Source organism: Pseudoalteromonas sp. Isolate3 (assembly GCF_022398505.1).
Lineage (GTDB): Bacteria > Pseudomonadota > Gammaproteobacteria > Enterobacterales > Alteromonadaceae > Pseudoalteromonas > Pseudoalteromonas apostichopi.
The window spans coordinates 11,948-28,796 of sequence record NZ_JAKEVN010000007.1; the positions used below are offsets into that span (position 1 = coordinate 11,948).

At 41.6% G+C, this 16,849-nt stretch carries 10 protein-coding genes, 7 tRNA genes and 1 other RNA gene; 2 read left to right on the forward strand and 16 right to left on the reverse strand.

Annotated features, from left to right (window positions below; all coding sequences use genetic code 11):
* Positions 1-134: 134 nt before the first annotated feature.
* The 4 genes from L1D46_RS02870 to L1D46_RS02885 are packed head-to-tail and all read right to left on the reverse strand — an operon-like array spanning position 135 to position 4,397.
* Entirely contained in the window at positions 135-1,301 is a 1,167-nt protein-coding gene (locus L1D46_RS02870) for an FAD-dependent monooxygenase (protein WP_239976758.1), read from the reverse strand.
* Positions 1,298-2,479 carry a 2-octaprenyl-6-methoxyphenyl hydroxylase gene (ubiH, locus tag L1D46_RS02875; RefSeq protein ID WP_167658125.1) on the reverse strand — a complete coding sequence of 394 codons (1,182 nt, stop codon included), beginning with the start codon at positions 2,477-2,479 and terminating at the stop codon, positions 1,298-1,300. Before ubiH ends, L1D46_RS02870 begins: the two co-directional genes overlap by 4 nt.
* Positions 2,480-2,487: 8 nt before the next feature.
* A complete protein-coding gene (pepP, locus tag L1D46_RS02880; protein ID WP_239976759.1) occupies positions 2,488-3,813 on the reverse strand; it encodes a Xaa-Pro aminopeptidase in 1,326 nt (441 codons plus the stop codon).
* 20 nt (positions 3,814-3,833) lie between these two features.
* Entirely contained in the window at positions 3,834-4,397 is a 564-nt protein-coding gene (locus L1D46_RS02885; protein ID WP_130050845.1) for a UPF0149 family protein, read from the reverse strand.
* Between the two features lie 194 nt (positions 4,398-4,591).
* Between L1D46_RS02885 and ssrS the strand changes: the two genes are divergently transcribed.
* Positions 4,592-4,775, forward strand: a non-coding RNA gene (ssrS, locus tag L1D46_RS02890) — 6S RNA.
* A gap of 357 nt (positions 4,776-5,132) precedes the next feature.
* Here ssrS and L1D46_RS02895 read toward each other — a convergent pair.
* The 10 genes from L1D46_RS02895 to L1D46_RS02940 form a co-directional block, all read right to left on the reverse strand.
* The gene (locus tag L1D46_RS02895) at positions 5,133-8,213 is read right to left on the reverse strand and encodes an efflux RND transporter permease subunit (RefSeq protein WP_239976760.1); all 3,081 of its coding nucleotides are present in this window, start codon (positions 8,211-8,213) and stop codon (positions 5,133-5,135) included.
* Positions 8,213-9,451 (reverse strand): efflux RND transporter periplasmic adaptor subunit, encoded by a 1,239-nt coding sequence (locus L1D46_RS02900; protein WP_239976761.1) that lies wholly within the window; start codon positions 9,449-9,451, stop codon positions 8,213-8,215. The genes L1D46_RS02895 and L1D46_RS02900 overlap by 1 nt, the downstream gene beginning before the upstream one ends.
* A gap of 2 nt (positions 9,452-9,453) precedes the next feature.
* The gene (locus L1D46_RS02905) at positions 9,454-10,860 is read right to left on the reverse strand and encodes an efflux transporter outer membrane subunit (RefSeq protein WP_130050842.1); all 1,407 of its coding nucleotides are present in this window, start codon (positions 10,858-10,860) and stop codon (positions 9,454-9,456) included.
* 480 nt (positions 10,861-11,340) lie between these two features.
* A tRNA-Phe gene (locus L1D46_RS02910) sits at positions 11,341-11,416 on the reverse strand.
* Between the two features lie 38 nt (positions 11,417-11,454).
* Positions 11,455-11,530: transfer RNA gene (locus L1D46_RS02915), tRNA-Thr, on the reverse strand.
* A 51-nt stretch (positions 11,531-11,581) separates the two neighbouring features.
* A tRNA-Phe gene (locus tag L1D46_RS02920) sits at positions 11,582-11,657 on the reverse strand.
* A gap of 35 nt (positions 11,658-11,692) precedes the next feature.
* Positions 11,693-11,768 (reverse strand) — tRNA-Thr (locus L1D46_RS02925).
* Between the two features lie 57 nt (positions 11,769-11,825).
* A tRNA-Phe gene (locus tag L1D46_RS02930) sits at positions 11,826-11,901 on the reverse strand.
* Between the two features lie 35 nt (positions 11,902-11,936).
* Positions 11,937-12,012: transfer RNA gene (locus L1D46_RS02935), tRNA-Thr, on the reverse strand.
* Between the two features lie 70 nt (positions 12,013-12,082).
* Positions 12,083-12,158: transfer RNA gene (locus tag L1D46_RS02940), tRNA-Phe, on the reverse strand.
* Between the two features lie 393 nt (positions 12,159-12,551).
* Between L1D46_RS02940 and L1D46_RS02945 the strand changes: the two genes are divergently transcribed.
* The gene (locus L1D46_RS02945) at positions 12,552-15,314 is read left to right on the forward strand and encodes a hybrid sensor histidine kinase/response regulator (protein WP_167659065.1); all 2,763 of its coding nucleotides are present in this window, start codon (positions 12,552-12,554) and stop codon (positions 15,312-15,314) included.
* Between the two features lie 51 nt (positions 15,315-15,365).
* Here L1D46_RS02945 and L1D46_RS02950 read toward each other — a convergent pair whose 3' ends face one another.
* Both L1D46_RS02950 and mutY read right to left on the reverse strand, forming a co-directional pair.
* Positions 15,366-15,638, reverse strand: a complete 273-nt coding sequence (locus tag L1D46_RS02950; protein WP_036970432.1) for an oxidative damage protection protein — start codon at positions 15,636-15,638, stop codon at positions 15,366-15,368.
* 15 nt (positions 15,639-15,653) lie between these two features.
* On the reverse strand, positions 15,654-16,733 hold the full coding sequence (gene mutY / locus L1D46_RS02955; protein ID WP_167659083.1) for an A/G-specific adenine glycosylase: 1,080 nt from the start codon (positions 16,731-16,733) through the stop codon (positions 15,654-15,656).
* Positions 16,734-16,849 lie beyond the last annotated feature (116 nt).

Sequence of the window (16,849 nt, forward strand, 5' to 3'; positions counted from 1 at the left end):
ATACCAATCACAAAAATTTAATCATACACTAACAAAAATGACAGCGCTATCATTTTGCGTTCATATAAGTGCAAAAAAGCCGCAGCTAATTGCTTAGCTGCGGCTTAAACTAAATAGTAACAACTAGTTAGATGTTATTTACCAATCGCTTCTTTTGCGAACAAATGTTTAATTGGGCCAAGGTTATCAACTAGGCTTAAACCAACACCACGTACGAGTTTTTTCAGTGGATTAGCGCCTGCAAATAGCTCTTTTAAGCCTTGCATCATGGCAATATGTTTTTGTGCATCAAGCTTGCGAGTACGTTCATAATCACGCAGTGTGCGCGCGCTTGCAAACTCACCTTGCTCATTACTTAAAATCTCAATTAAATAAGCGGCGTCTTTTAGGCCAAGATTCATACCTAAACCAGCTAATGGATGAATGGTATGCGCTGCATCGCCCATTAATACCACTTTGCCAGACACCCACTGCTGGGCGTAACGCATTTTAAGTGGAAATGCCATGCGCTCACTTTGCACTTCACATAAACCACATTGACCATCAAGGGCTGCCATTACTGCTTTATTAAAGTTGCTATCATCAAGCGCTAAGAGTGTCTCGCAGTGCTCTGGACTTGTTGACCATACAATTGAATGCGTGTGTTTGTCTGGTAACGGTAAGAACGCCAGCGGCCCTGTTGGCAAAAATACTTGGCGTGCCGTGTTTTTATGCTCATCAGACGTTTTAACCGTAGCAACAATGGCGTGATGGTCGTAATCTTTAAAAGTAATTGGCATATTGAACTGCTTGCGAATAGCCGAGTTGGCACCATCAGCCGCCACTAATAATTTAGCAATCACAGGCTCGCCGCTTTCAAGCGTAATAAATACATCAGAATCAGTTTGATGAATTTGCTGATAACGGGTTTCGAACAATAAAGTGGCATTACTTTGCTTTTCAAGTTCGCTAATTAAAGCGTAGCGAATAATATCATTTTCAACGATATGACCTAGCTGTGGTAAGTCGAGATCGTTATGATCAAAATGAATTTTACCAAAGCTGTCTTGGTCACGTACATCCATCGACGTATAAGGTGTGGCACGCTGTTTAATGATCTCTTGCCAAGCATTCAAAGACTCAAATAAGCCCTGACTGGCAAGACTCAATGCGCTTACTCGAAGTGCATAATCATCACCCGGTAAGGTTTGATTTTTACTTGCATCAACAACCACAACACTGATATCTGCTTTTGCTAAACCAAGTGCTAGCGTAAGACCAACACAACCACCACCGACAATACAAACTTGTGCTTGTTTCATATCCGTTTACCTTGCTTAACCTGACCCATAAGCTGTTTTGCCAGCGGGGTTTTTAACGAGGAGAATAAATCCATTGAGAAAAGGCCAATGCTGCGACCAAGTGCGAGCAATCGTGATGAGTTTGAGAACAAACGCACTAGGCTGTCTGTAAGTGTCATCACGGTAGTAATGTCCTTGCTACGCGTTTGACTGTAATAACGGGTAAAAGCGTAATCACCAAGGTCGCTTCTATTAGCCATATCACACAATAGTTGTACATCTCGCAGGCCTAAGTTAAAGCCCTGCCCTGCAATTGGGTGAATAGCGTGGCCTGCATTCCCTATTAATACCGTGCGATGGCTGCTAAGTGACTCTGCTTTACCGTAAACCAGAGGGTAGCTTGCACGCATGCCTACTTTGCTAAATGAACCGCCGCAGTAACCAAATGCTTTTTGTAAAGCAGCTAAAAAAGCATCGTCTTCAAGTGTCATATAGTGCTCAACTTGCTCAGGCTCCATGCACCATACTAGTGAGTATCTGTTATTACTCATTGGCAACAGTGCCATTGGGCCGTATTCCGTAAAACGCTCAAAAGCATGATGATGATGACCACCAGCCACTTCGATGTTGGCAATAATTGCCGCTTGCTGATAAGCGCGGGTATTAAACTCAATATTGGCCAACTTACGGCTTTGTGAATGAGCACCATCAGCAATCACCACAAGCTTTGCACTTAACTGCTCACCTGAGCTCAGCGTGATGTTGGCACAGTTGCTCAGGTATTCAAGTTTGGCGACTGTATCAGGGCAAAATAAACGGACATCAGTTCGCATGAGTTGCTGATGAAGACTACGCCCAAATGGATTCACTTCGACCACATAGCCAAGGGCATCATGGCCGTATTCTTGGCAATCAATATGTGTTTTACCAAAATGACCACGATCAGATACGGTTACTTTTTCAATCGCTGCCGCAAATGGCGCTTGGCAATCAAAGGCATTGATTGATTTTAAGTACTGCACCGACTGCTGAGCCAGCGCAATGCTTCTATCATCAAAGCTTGGGTGATAGTCTGCGCTTACTTCATTTGCCTCAATTACAGCGATTGATAACTGCTTATTGCTCTGTTTTAGGCCCAGTGCACAACTTGCACCCGCCATTCCACCGCCGATAATGACAACATCAAACTGCTTTGCCACGCTTGCTCCTAGCCTTTGTTTGCTTGCATCACTGCTTCAATGTCACTAATGGTTTTTGGAACCGAAATAGTCAGGTTTTCATGGCCATCTTGAGTGACAAGTAAGTTATCTTCAATACGAATACCGATGCCTTTATATTGCTCTGGTGCTTTTGCATCTTCGCTAATATATAAACCCGGCTCGATAGTTAGCACCATGCCCGGCTCAAATACACGCTCTTTTTCATCAAGCTTATATTCGCCAACATCGTGAACGTCTAACCCTAACCAGTGGCCAAGTCCATGCATGTAAAAGGCTTTGCACGCTTGGTTAGCCATTAGTTCATCAAGCTCGCCCGTTAGAATGCCTAACTCAATGAGCCCTTGCGTAAGTACCGTCGAGGCCAATTCATTGGCTTTAGACAAACTACCACCCGGTTTTACTTGGCTAAATGCCGCTTTTTGGGCTGCTAATACAATATTGTAAAGCGCTGCTTGAGGTTCGCTAAATTTGCCATTGATTGGGAAAGTGCGTGTAATATCTGCCGCATAACCTTCAAGTTCACAGCCAGAATCAATTAACACTAAATCACCATCTTTTAGTTCAGCGTCATTTTGTGTGTAGTGCAAAATATTGGCGTTGTCACCACTGCCCACAATCGTGCCATAAGCAGGATGACGAGCACCATTCATTGCATAATGATGATGCAGTTCAGCTTCTAATTGGTATTCAGTTGCGCCTGGTTTGGCAAACTGCATAGCGCGAATATGACCTTGCGCACTAATTTCGCAGGCTTTGCGCATAATGTTTAATTCTGCGTCAGATTTAAATAAACGCATTTCGTGCACTAAACCACGAATATCTTTAATGGTGTGCGGGGCTTTGTAGCCTTTTTTAGGTGCGCCGCGAAGTGTGCTTAATAAATCCCAGATCTTTGCATCGAAGTTTGGGTAAGTGCCTTGTGCATAAAATAAAATCTGCTGGCCGTTCACCAAATCTAATAATTGTTCATCTAGTTCAGTAAGTGGGCTAGTTGCGTCGAGTAAGTACTCAGATTTAGCCTTTTCGAAGCCTATTCTGCGACCATGCCAAATTTCAGCCAGTTTGTCTTTGTTACGGCAAATAAGAGTACTTGGCGTATCGCTCGACGGACACAATACTAAAACTGCATCCGGTTCGTTAAACCCTGTTAGGTAGAAGAAATCACTGTCTTGGCGAAATGCATACTCAGTATCACGACTACGTGTTACTTCTCCTGCAGCAGGAATAATAGCCACACTGTTTTTATCCATCATCGCAAGCAGACGCTCACGACGGGCTTTAAATTCAGCTTTATCGATTACAATAGACGACATGCTAAACCTCTGTAATTTGATTAGTGAAGGGTCTTCTTAGGATTTTTGTCTGTAGGCTCTTTACCTAGCTCAGCAAAACATAACAACGCAGAAACACGCACATATTCAATCACCTCGTGCAGTGCTTGGCTATCTTCTTCGGTCTCTTCAAACATGGTGTCTAAGCGGGTAATTTCACTAAAATCGCTAATTACTTCTTTCACATCAGCTGATAACTTGCCGTAATCTTTTTGTTTTAACCCAAAACCAAGCATAAAACCCGATACCCAAGATACTAATCCATTAGCTAAATCGATCAGTGTTTCATCATCGCTTGGTAAGAATAGATCAAACTGAAATTCTTCATCACTAAAGCTGGCCACAACCTGAGAATAAACATCAGCAAAAAATGCTTTTAAATCTTTATTGAAGGCTAAGCCATCGTTGAATACATCACTTAGTAAACCTAAGTATTCTTCGGCTTCAATATTGATGCCACAGGCTAATAAACCACTGATCACACCATGGGCTTCGGCTGGTGCGACGAAAATTTCATTTTTTTCTAATAACAATTGGGCTTGTTGGTAATCAGGTAACGTGCTCATAACTTTTTCTTTGTTCGGCTAAGTAACGCCATGCTACCACTCGATAAATCGCAACTCCAATTAATTGTATGATTGAGGTCAAAAAGCAATCTGAAAAGTAAATAAGCAGTTAAAGGTGGGGAAAAACTACGCGAACGATCCGCTTTTTTTACTTCTATGGTTTAAGGATTGAAACTTGTCTTATATACTGAAGGTGTTCCCTAGGGTGCAGGAGCTTGGTTAAGTCCCTGAGCCGATAAATTTTATGTTAGGGTTTCTGTTCGTTTACTATTGTGCAAGCTCGGCATGTACCGAGAAGCCTACGGTAGACCGCAGATCCCCGCCCTGAAACCTCAAGGTTTCAGGACTGACACCGGGCACCGCATACTTGGGGAACACCATCAAGCTATCAGCTATCAGCTATCAGCTATCAGCTATCAGCTATCAGCTATCAGCTATCAGCTATCAGCTATCAGCTATCGAAAATCTTCCATGTAGTTTTTCTTTTATACAAGAACTTATTACTCTTATTCGCGCGAAATAAATTTCACGCCTACGGTATCGGGTTTAGCCATAGCAATGTGCGGGCACAATCTAACTTTACTCTTTCCCCTCGCTAACTTTATTCTTTTAAAACAAAAAACGCGGGATAAATCCGCCGCCACTCGTTACCTGTAGCAGCGGGTTTACCCCGCGTCCTAGAACCTAGCTCCTAGCGCCTAATATCAACCAAGCGCTAACTGTTAACTTCGAGCTCTACTTAAACCATCCTTGAAAGCGCTCCATCAATAGATAATTAACCGGCACTAATAGCAAGGTGATAAGCGTTGCAAAGATAATCCCAAAACCAAGACTTACCGCCATTGGTATAAGAAATTGTGCTTGCGTAGCTTTTTCAAATAACAGCGGCATTAAACCAATAAAAGTGGTTAGACTGGTTAGCATAACTGGGCGAAAACGAGCTGCACCGGCAAGCTTAACGGTTTCAAGTAAATCACCGCCTTCTTCACGTTTCTTATTGATAAAATCAACCAGTACCAGTGAGTCATTCACAACCACGCCTATCAAGGCCAACATGCCAAGTAAACTCATAATGGTCAGATCCATTCCCATTATCCAGTGACCCATTACGGCACCTATCATGCCAAACGGTATAACGCTCATTACAATCAATGGCTGCATATATGATTTAAACGGAATCGCTAATAACGCATAAATAATAAAAAATACAAACACTAGACCCCAAGCCAGTGAACCAAATGATTCACGCTGTTCTTTGGCTTCACCTTCTAGTGAATAATCAACTCCAGGATATTGCTGCATTAGCTCGTCTAAGTAAGTTTTTAGATCTGCTTGCAGTACCGTCATATTGGTATTTGATTTTTCGACATCCGCAGTCACATTCAGTGTGCGATAGCGGTCAATACGATAAATAGATGATGGGCTTTGGCCCGGTACTAGAGTTGCCACATGCGAGAGCGGCACAGTCCCACCAGCAGGAGTTTTAATTAGAATGTCTTTCAAATCAGCAACAGAACGACGCTCTTCAATAGGTAAACGCACCATAACCCGCACATCATCGCGCCCACGTTGTATGCGCTGAACTTGCGCACCGAAGAACGAATTACGTACTTGCTGCGATACATCAACACGGTTTAAACCTAATGCTAAACCTTGCTCTGTCAGCTCTATTTGCAATTCCTCTTTACCGTCTGACATGCTATCAGCAATTTCGAAGACGGTTGGATAAGTCGATAATCGCTCTTTCACTCTTTCGGCTACTGCTTCAAGCATTTCAATTGAGCTACCATTTAGCTGTACATCAATTGGGCTCGATGTTCGGCCAAACTCAGCACGGAACGTTACACTTTCTGCACCCGGTATAATGCCAATTAAGTCTCGCCATTCACTAGCAAGTTCACGAGAGCCAATATCTGATTCTCGCTTTTCAGCTGGCATAATCTCAAATCTAACACTGCCCGTATTTGACGAGCCACCACGCCCCCCCGTAGTTGCCAAAATATTTAAAATTACACTTTGACCGTCTTCATCACGATATTTATCTTGTAACTCTTTTGCCTTGTCTGACATTTTGATTACATATTTATTCGTTACTTCAAACGGTGTACCTGCAGGAAAAGTAACAGATGCACGCACGGTTTCACTTGGAATTCGAGGGAAAAAAGTAAACTTAGTCCAACCACTTGTTATTAAAGTCATAATAATTATAAAAATACCGACAAATAAGCTCACAGTGGCTACTTTATTCTTTAAGGCTAAATTCAATAATGGTTGGTAATATTTCATTATTGCGTGTTCAAAACCGTCGGCAAAGCGCTGCTGAAGGCGTTCAAGTTTGGTCGGTTCACCCTTCTCGTGGCGCAGCTTTAAATACTTTAAATGTGCAGGTAAAACAAACTTTGACTCGATTAATGAGAATAGTAAAACCGGAATAACCACGACAGGGATTTGTGCAAAGATAGCGCCTCGCGCACCTTCAATAAAAGCTAAAGGTAAAAAGGCTGCAACGGTTGTCAACACACCAAAGGTCACAGGAGTTGCTACTTCCTGAGTACCACGAATAGCCGCTTGTTCACCACTTTCTGCCGTTTTTAAGTGGGTATAAACGTTTTCACCTGTAACAATGGCATCATCTACAACAATACCTAACACTAAAATAAAACCAAATAAGCTGATTACATTGAGTGTTATACCAAAGATAGGCATTATCAAAAATGCGCCCATAAACGATACAGGTATGCCAATAAATACCCAAAAAGCAATAGCTGGACGTAGGAATAGAGTTAATAGCGCTAGCACTAAAATTCCGCCCTGAATTGCGTTACTTGTGAGAGTTGCTATGCGGCTTTTTACAACTTCGGAGTCATCGTCCCAATAACTTAACTCAAACCCTTCTGGAAGTTGACTTTGATGATCTGTAATAAAGTTTTTTACAGCATCAGCTACTTCAATCGCACTTTGTGGACCAATACGGTATACATCAATAAAAGCTGCCTGTTTACCATTAAAACGAGTACGAACGGGTGTTTCTTCAAAATCATCACTAATACGGGCAATATCACCTAAACGGATAATAGTGCCATCGGCTTGGTTCTTAACCACTATATTAGCAAATTCATCTTTACGGTATGCTTGCCCTTTAGAGCGAATAAGTACATCACCGCCCTCTGTTTTTAAATTACCAGCAGAAACGTCTGTGCTTGAGTTCTTAATAGCTGAAGAAATATCCGCTAAACTCAAATCATATTGCCGCAAAGTATCTTGACTCACCTCTATGGCTATTTCGTAATTACGAACTCCGCTTAACTCAACTTGAGTTACACTTGGCAAACGCAAAAGCTCATCACGTACAGTTTCAGCGTATTCAAGTGTTTCTTTTTCACCATAAATACTTGAAACAGATACTGCGATAACTTCGCGCTTCCATTCGGCAAGCGAAACTATCGGCTTTTCCGCATCAACCGGAAAGGTGTTAATCGCATCTACTCGACTTTTAATATCAGCCAATAGCTCCCTTGGATCATAACCTGTCTCGACCTCTATACTTACTGATGAAGAGCCTTCTGATGAACGACTCGTGATCCGCTTTACCCCTTCAAGATCTTGAACAGCTTCCTCAATGCGAATAGAGACCCCTTTTTCTACATCCTCAGGCGTCGAGCCACGAAGTGATACACTGACACTAATGCGATCTGACTCAAACGATGGAAATACCTCAAGCGGGATTTGTGTCGAAACGCTAAATAAACCTGCTAATAAAATGCTGATCAGCAATAAGTTTGCTGCAACATGATTCTTTGTAAACCAAGCAATCATTATTGCGCTCCTTGCTCTTTAGGTTGCTCTTGATTATTAAGACGCTTAGCTTTCCCCCTCGTAGCTTGATACTCTTCGCTTCCCATCACAGTCACTTGCGTACCTGAGCTAACTTGTCCAAGCGGTGTAATAACTAAATTATCACCTGCAGACAGGCCATCAGCTATAACAGCTTGATTAGCATTTTGCCAAGCAAGTGAAATATTTTTACGACGTAAAACACCTTGCTCTTCAACATAAACATAAGTGCCTTGGTAAATCGCACTATTTGGGATCACAATGGCATTATCAATCGTCTTACCGGTGATCTGCGCTTTGATATATTGACCAATTTTGATTGGATATTGATTTATAGATGTTGCTTTATAAGGGTCATTAATTTGTGCAACCACATAAAGCTGCTGAGCGTTTTCGTCAATGGCACCTTCGGTGCGGACAACTTGACCTTGCCAATGCTGTTTACCAACAAGGTCTGAGCTGAATTTAACTAATGAACCCGCACTATTTTTAGCGCCGTCACGGAACTGCTCAGGTAAGTTAATAAACGGCAAGTCTTTATTTTTGATTGGTAAGCGGATCTCAACACGGTCAATCGCATAAATGCTAGCTAGTTCCATGTTGTTACTCACAACTTGGCCTAAGTCTACACTGCGACTTAAAACACGACCTGCGTAAGGTGCCGTAATTTTTGTACGCTCTAAGTCGAGTTTAGCTTTCTCAAGGGTGGCTTGCGCCGATAATACACTCGCTTCAGCTGCAGCTAATTGTGGTTTACGCAGCACTAAGCTACTAGCTTCTTCGCCCTTACCTAAGCGCTGCCAGTCAGTTTCAGCTTGGCGACCGCGAGCTTGTTCTTCAAGTAAGCCTTGCTCTGCGGTTAATAAAGCAGCTTGGGCTGATTTCACTTCGGCGCGGTGATCTCTATCGTCTAGCTGCAACAACACATCGCCTTTTTCAAAAAAACCACCTTCACGAAATTGTTCACTAATTTCTATAATTTGTCCGGAGGCCTGAGCAACTAACAAACTTTGCGTACGCGGCTTAACCGTTCCAAAACTATCTATCATCACTTGATAGGATTCTGGCGTCAGCGTTTTAACAGCAACATTTACTTTCGCTTTCGGTGGTGAAGAAAAGCGGTTTGCTTGTGGTGGGTTGCCTTTAATAAACATGACGAGCAGTACCGTCACAGCTATAACTACAAGTGGGATTAATATTTTACGTGTCTTACTATTCATGATTATTGCTCTTCTACTTCGCTGTTTGCTGCACTAAAGTCACCACCAAGGGCAATGTGTAAGTTAATTCGATTTTTAATAAGCTGATTTTTAAGTTCGATGACCGAACTCTGCGCGTTGAAAGAACGATCTTGCGCATCTAGAACGGTCGTGTATGTTACTAAGCCACTTTGATATTGCTCAAAGGATAAGCGCTCAGCGGCAACCGCATTTTCTTGGGCTTCTAAGGTTTTTTCATAACGAACTTTTAAAGCTTGTTCTTGGCTAATTGCAGTTTCAACATCATTAAATGCATCATAGAGTGTGGCAAGGTAAGCTTGCTCTTGACGTTTAACGGTAAGCCTTGCTTGTTCTTCATTAGCTTGTAAACGCCCCCCTTCAAAGAGCGGCATTGAAATGCTACCAATCAGCGACCAAGCTAAGCTAGAAGGCGAAAATAAATCACTTACTCTATTGGTGCTGTCACTGATTGATGCTGAAAGATTTAAACTCGGAAAACGCTGTTTATGCGCATAAGCAAGCCCTGCGTCTGTGCTTAAAAGCTGATACCAGCTCGCCATTAGCGCTGGTTTGCGGGTGATGAGCTCTGAAGGCAACCCCAACGGAATAGTGTTCTCAAGTAATGGCAAATCTGCACTGACAGTTAATGCGCCTGCAGGATATTGACCTGTTAAACGCTCTAAATCACGAATCGATTGAGTTAGCTTGGCTTGCTGCGCGGCAATATTCGAGCGCTCAGTATTTAACTCATTACGCGCAAGATATACATCAAGCGCTTCATTTAAACCTTGGCGGTATCCTGATTCAATAATATCTAAATTTTTCTCGGCGTTTTGTTCTCGTTGCTTAAACAACTCAAGCAATTTGTGATTAGTAATAACATCAAACCAACCAGCTACTACATCAGCCACTAATTGTTGTTTGCTTTGCGCAAATATGGCTTTTTCTGCTAGATACTCAAGGTTTGCCTGTCTTTCTGAGGCCGATAATTTTCCCCATAAATCAACTTCGTAGCTTAATTCTAGCGATGCTGAGCTGGCATTACTGTAACTGACAGGGCGATTATCTTTACTGCGGCTAGCACGTGTTGATAAATCTAGGCTTGGCCATAAATCAGCCCCTGCAGCAATAAGCTGCTGCTCTTTAATTGCCACATCAAAACCAGCTTGTAAAATTGCTTGGTTATGCGCCAATGCTTGCTCAACTAAATTAAAAACTTGAGGATCGTGTAATTGCTGCAACCAGTTATCTTGAACTGCAAGCACCTTGTCGTCTGCGGGAAGCTGCTGCCATGCACTCGGCACCGACTCAAGTTCAGCAACTCGTTCATTGTGAGCCGGCTGGCTTGCACATGCACTTAGCAAAATTACACTTAAAGCCAAAAAACTCGGCTTATATTGCCAATTCATTCTAAAAACCTGAAAACATCTATTTATGAGTGTAATTCAAGCACCACGTTAAGTTTTGCTCAACTGACTTTACATAACATTACACTGCCTGGCATGTGGCTACGATGAACGGTAGGAAAATGGAGGTAAGTTGCAAACTATCAGCTATCAGCCGTCAGCTATCAGCTATCAGCTATCAGCTATCAGCTATCAGCTATCAGCTATCAGAACTTTGATCTAGCTTCTCTCTTTTACAAGAGTTTATTAGCGTGTAATAAATTTACATATACGGGTGAGCATTTATCTGAAACTGAGTGTAGGCACTTTTCAATCTGACTTCTAACCACTGATATCTAATATCTTTCTAACTCGCTAACTTTTTCATCTGATAGCTGACGGCTGAAAGCTGATAGCTCTAAATTTCACGCCTACGGGATGTAAAATCGTGATTTGGAGGGGCCAAAAACAAAAAAACCTCGCAATTGCGAGGCTTTGAATCAATGGTGCCCAGAGGCGGAATCGAACCACCGACACGAGGATTTTCAATCCTCTGCTCTACCGACTGAGCTATCTGGGCTAAGTTCCTGACTGCAATTTGCTGCCTAGGATAATAAATGGTGCCGACTATCCGAGTTGAACGGATGACCTACTGATTACAAGTCAGTTGCTCTACCAACTGAGCTAAGTCGGCACACTAAACCTGTGTGCGTTGTGCACTTAATCACATTGTGATTATAAATAATGGTGCCCAGAGGCGGAATCGAACCACCGACACGAGGATTTTCAATCCTCTGCTCTACCGACTGAGCTATCTGGGCAAAACAATTAGCTAAATGCTAACTATTAAAATAAATGGTGCCGACTATCCGAGTTGAACGGATGACCTACTGATTACAAGTCAGTTGCTCTACCAACTGAGCTAAGTCGGCACACTAAAATCGTGTGCGTTGTGCACTATAATCACTTTAAAAGAGATTATCAAATAATGGTGCCCAGAGGCGGAATCGAACCACCGACACGAGGATTTTCAATCCTCTGCTCTACCGACTGAGCTATCTGGGCAAAACAATTAGCTAAATGCTAACTATTAAAATAAATGGTGCCGACTATCCGAGTTGAACGGATGACCTACTGATTACAAGTCAGTTGCTCTACCAACTGAGCTAAGTCGGCACACTAAATTTGTGTGCTATGCACTATACTGATGTTTTAATCAAAAATTAAACACCAATATATTTAATAATGGTGCCCAGAGGCGGAATCGAACCACCGACACGAGGATTTTCAATCCTCTGCTCTACCGACTGAGCTATCTGGGCAATATTTAGTTTTATGCAGAATATCCACAAGGATTTTCAATGCAATTCCAAAGGGCTCTAATACCGAGCTATTTTGGCACTAAATTTTAAACGCACTTTTAAGCAACAAAACTGGTTGTCGCTGTCTGGGCGTGCGGCGTATTAAACGGGTTTTGCCCTCTCAAGTCAACTTTTTTTTGAGGATTCTAACTGTTTGCACAGTTTTCAATCAAGATTGCTGTTTTTAATAGCTTTTAGCTTATTTAATCTACAAACTTAGCGCCTTTGAGTTGACCCTCATCATAAAAGGGTTACCTATGTTAAAAACGTGGTGAATTTTTCTTCGTAGATGATAGGATTATCTAATAATCAAGAATATGCTCAATGTTGCTGTTTAATTGTTGGACTAATGCCATGCCAAGTAAATCGAATTCACCTGTTAAAGGCCTCTTACCGCTTTTTATAATCACGAACCTTGTCATCGCCTTGCTAGCGGTTGTTGCTTATTCCTTTTATCCAACTAGTAATAAACCACAAAAGATAGATAAACCTCAATTAACAGCTCAGCAACTATCAGCTCAACTCACTTCTCCACTTGTCAGCGCATTAACTATGCCAGGTCAAGACAAAGTAAAAGAAGTTTTAGACTTAGCACACCTCCTTCAGGCTAACTTTGATTATTACTTGTATAGATACGAATTCAATGGTGACGTTTCACTGGTTTACGCTAATAACAAAAAGCTCATAACGCCAAGTAAAGTAAACCAACAACTAGAACAAAACTCACTCATTCACACTGTACTTGAACTTAATGACCAACCTGTCGGTGAACTTATAGTAAAACAACATCCATCTGAGCAGCCTGTTACACAATCAACAGGGGTTTCACTCGCCCTTGCAGCCATGACTCTTCTTGCATTAATTATTTTATCCTTCGCACTGAGCATTTTTATCAATAAACGTTTTAGTAAAAGCAGTAACGCTTTGAGTCAAGAGTTAAAAGCAATTACCGAAAATGCAGATTATCAGACCCACGTAACTGAAGAATTGGATTTTGGATTAAACTCTGTAGCTAGACACATCAACTTGCTTCTAAATAAAGTTCAGTCAGCTATAACGGAAAACAAAGCTTCTCAGGCTGATTTACAAAAACTACAAAGCAGCCTTGAAAATGAAGTACACAAGCGAACCCTTGCTCTTGAGCAAGCAACCCTAAAAGCCGAGCAGGCAAACGAAACTAAAACTACTTTCTTGGCGACCATGAGCCATGAGATTCGCACCCCTATGAACGGGGTTATCGGAACTATTGATTTACTGCGCCAAACAGAGCTAGATGGTGCACAGCACAGACTAAGCACAATTATTCGTGATTCTGCATTTTCATTATTAGGAATATTAGATGACATTCTCGATTTCTCGAAAATTGAAGCGGGTAAATTAAACATCGATAACATTCCTTTTTCTGTGTCAGACACCATAGAAGAAGTCGCTCGTGTTTTATCATCGGTTGCTAAAAAGCGTGATCTTGAATTAGAACTTGCTATTGCCCCTGATATTCCTACGAACTTGATTGGTGATACAGTGCGAGTTCGCCAAGTTCTTTATAACTTATGTAGTAATGCGATTAAGTTCACCTCAACAGACGACAAACGTAAAGGACACGTAAAGATTTCGGTAGAGGTGGCACAAAACACCACTGACCACTACACCCTGCGTTTTAGTGTATTAGACAACGGTAAGGGTATGACGCAAGCACAACTTCGCGAGATCTTTAACCCATTCATTCAAGCTGAAGGCTCAATCACCCGTGAATACGGTGGTACGGGCTTAGGTTTATCTATTTGCAAAAGCTTAACTGAGCTAATGCTAGGAACTATTTCTGTATCTAGTGACCTAGGAATAGGCAGTGAGTTTGTTGTCGAATTACCTTTTAGTACACAAGGTAAAGTTGAATATGCTCATAAGCAGGTAATGAAAAACCAACGCGTAGTGGTTGTAACTAACCACGATGGTCGTAAAAAGATACTTACTCGTTATCTATCATTTATGGGAGCAACTCCTGTTATCGCTGACAACAGCGATATAATCGAAGTAGAACAGGATAAAAAAGATATTATTTGGATCCTCGATGGTATCGAGAGCATGGAAGATATTAACTATATCTTGCGCCGCTTACTCTACACCCTAGAAGATAATAAACAACAAGTTATAGTTCTAAGTAAACTGGACGAAGCCGCCGTTAATCATAAAAATATTTTCTACCTAAACGCAGCACCGCTATGCAAGTCCAACTTTATGATGTCGCTACTTGTGGCAGCTGGTTTACATAAACCAAAACAAATAACTTCAAAAAAATCACTTAACGACTACTTAAGTGTTGATAAAGCCCGCGAAGAAAATAAGCTAGTATTACTTGTTGAAGATAACGTGCTAAATCAACAAGTGTTAACCGATCAACTACACCTGCTAGGCTATGGTGTTGAGCTGGCTGAAAATGGTGAAAAAGGCCTTGAAGCATGGCGTGAAGGAAAACACTCAATTATTCTGACCGACTTACATATGCCAAAAATGTCTGGTTACGATATGGTTGAAATAATTCGTAATGAAGCGTCACAGCTTGAAGATATCAATGCACAACCTTACGTGATTGCCATCACAGCTAATGCTCTTAAAGGTGAAAAAGAGCGCTGTTTGAGCATAGGTATGAACGATTACATCACTAAGCCAGTTGAATTAAATGTACTAGAAGCCACATTACACAAATGCGCTTACAAAACGAACCCTGAGGCTACTAAGCTCGAAGTGAAAAGACCGGCAGCACCAATCGATATGAATGTATTGGCTGATTATGTTGGTACTGACGAGAACAAAAAACTACGCTTCTTTAAAATGTACTTAGAGCAAAGCTACCAGCTAAGTAAGGAAGTCAACAGTGGTGTCATTGAGCAGGATCTAGAGGCCATTATATCAGCCTGTCATCAGCTCAAGTCTATTTCAAAAACGATTGGCGCAATGAAAGTTGCAGAACTAGCTGCTGTATTTGAACAACGCTGTAAAGAAGATGAACTTTCTAGTGATGACTTAATTGAACTGCGTGACAGCTATGAAATTGAATATTCCAAAGTAGCGCAGTATTTAAAAGAACAAATAAAAAAAGCAGAGCAAGATACTGAATAACACCTATCAAAAAAGGGCCATAACGGCCCTTTTTGCTTTTAGATCATGGGCTTATTTTTCTGGTGGACGGTAGCCTTCTATTTCTACGTCTTTACCTTCAAATAAGAAACCTACCATTTGCTCTTCTAAAAAAGCACGGTGCTCTGGGTCCATCATGTTCAGATGCTTTTCGTTGATCAGCATTGTTTGCTTGTGTTGCCATTGGCCCCAAGCTTCTTTACTGATGTTGTTGAAAATCTTTTCACCAAGCTCACCTGGGTATAGTTGGAAGCCTAAGCCTTCAGCTTCTTTTTGTAACTTTTGACAAAATACTGTACGTGCCATAATTGCTCTCTACTCTTATTGCGTGATGCTATTGTAATCTATTGCGCTTAATTGTTTAACCAGCTTTTTCGTAGGCGCTGCAAGACCAACTTCAACTGACTCATCAAGCGGATACCAAACCAATTGACGCTCATTGATAAGATCAGGAATGTTCGGCAGTGTTAAAACATGCGGATTAATAGTCAGCTCAAAATGCGAAAATATATGGGTAAATGCTTCAAGTGCCTGCGTATCGTTAGATAAACCATGCTGGGCTAAAAATGTTTCTAGCTCAGTTAACTCGCTAAACTCAAAAAAGCCAAACAAACCACCCCATATCCCTGAGCTTGGGCGTTTTTCCATGAGTACTTTATTGTCACAGGCTAGAATAAGCTGATGACATGACTTTTTAGGCACTGCTTTTTTAGGCTTTGAATGTGGAAACTCTTTAACTTTACCTTCATTAAAAGCAAGGCATTTACTATTTAAAGGGCAAGGCTCACAGTCGAATTTACTCCGCGAACAAAGGCTTGCTCCTAAATCCATCATTGCCTGATTAAACTCAGTGACCGACTCTTTAGGCGTTAATTGCGATGATAATGACCAAAGTTGATTTTCGACCTTTTTCACTCCATACCAGCCTTCAACCATAAAAAAGCGTGCTAGTACTCGTTTAACATTGCCGTCTAGAATTGGATGATGTTGGCCAAGCGATAAAGACAAGATTGCCCCAGCAGTTGAACGTCCAATACCCGGCAAGTCCATCACCTCTTCAAGAGTTGTTGGAAATTTACCTTGGTATTTATCGCGGACTATTTTTGCCGTTTTATGCAAGTTGCGCGCACGGGCGTAATAGCCAAGCCCTGTCCAGTGGTGTAGCACCTGATCTTCATCCGCATTTGCAAGCGCAATGATGTCAGGAAAGCTTTGCATAAACTTTTCAAAGTAAGGAATAACAGTAACGACCTGAGTCTGCTGTAGCATAACCTCAGAAATCCATACTTTATAAGGGGTTTTATTTAACTGCCATGGCAGCGTTTTACGGCCGTGAAGGTGATACCAGTCAACCACTTGGTTTGCAAACCAAGTTGACTCCTTATTGCTTAAATTCAAAATAACGTCTTTACCTGCTGAAGCTCATTGCGGCCAAGTCTATTGCAGTTAGTTAGGCCAAGCAAGTCGAACAGCAGCAGCTTTACCTCAATGTCAAAATTAATCTCGCAAGATAAACA

Excerpts from the sequence above, each read along its gene's own strand:
- L1D46_RS02870 (WP_239976758.1), bottom strand. The coding sequence starts at position 1,301 with ATGAAACAAGCACAAGTTTGTATTGTCGGTGGTGGTTGTGTTGGTCTT.
- pepP (WP_239976759.1), bottom strand. The coding sequence starts at position 3,813 with ATGTCGTCTATTGTAATCGATAAAGCTGAATTTAAAGCCCGTCGTGAG.
- L1D46_RS02885 (WP_130050845.1), bottom strand. The coding sequence starts at position 4,397 with ATGAGCACGTTACCTGATTACCAACAAGCCCAATTGTTATTAGAAAAA.
- L1D46_RS02895 (WP_239976760.1), bottom strand. The coding sequence starts at position 8,213 with ATGATTGCTTGGTTTACAAAGAATCATGTTGCAGCAAACTTATTGCTG.
- L1D46_RS02900 (WP_239976761.1), bottom strand. The coding sequence starts at position 9,451 with ATGAATAGTAAGACACGTAAAATATTAATCCCACTTGTAGTTATAGCT.
- L1D46_RS02905 (WP_130050842.1), bottom strand. The coding sequence starts at position 10,860 with ATGAATTGGCAATATAAGCCGAGTTTTTTGGCTTTAAGTGTAATTTTG.
- L1D46_RS02945 (WP_167659065.1), top strand. The coding sequence starts at position 12,552 with ATGCCAAGTAAATCGAATTCACCTGTTAAAGGCCTCTTACCGCTTTTT.
- L1D46_RS02950 (WP_036970432.1), bottom strand. The coding sequence starts at position 15,638 with ATGGCACGTACAGTATTTTGTCAAAAGTTACAAAAAGAAGCTGAAGGC.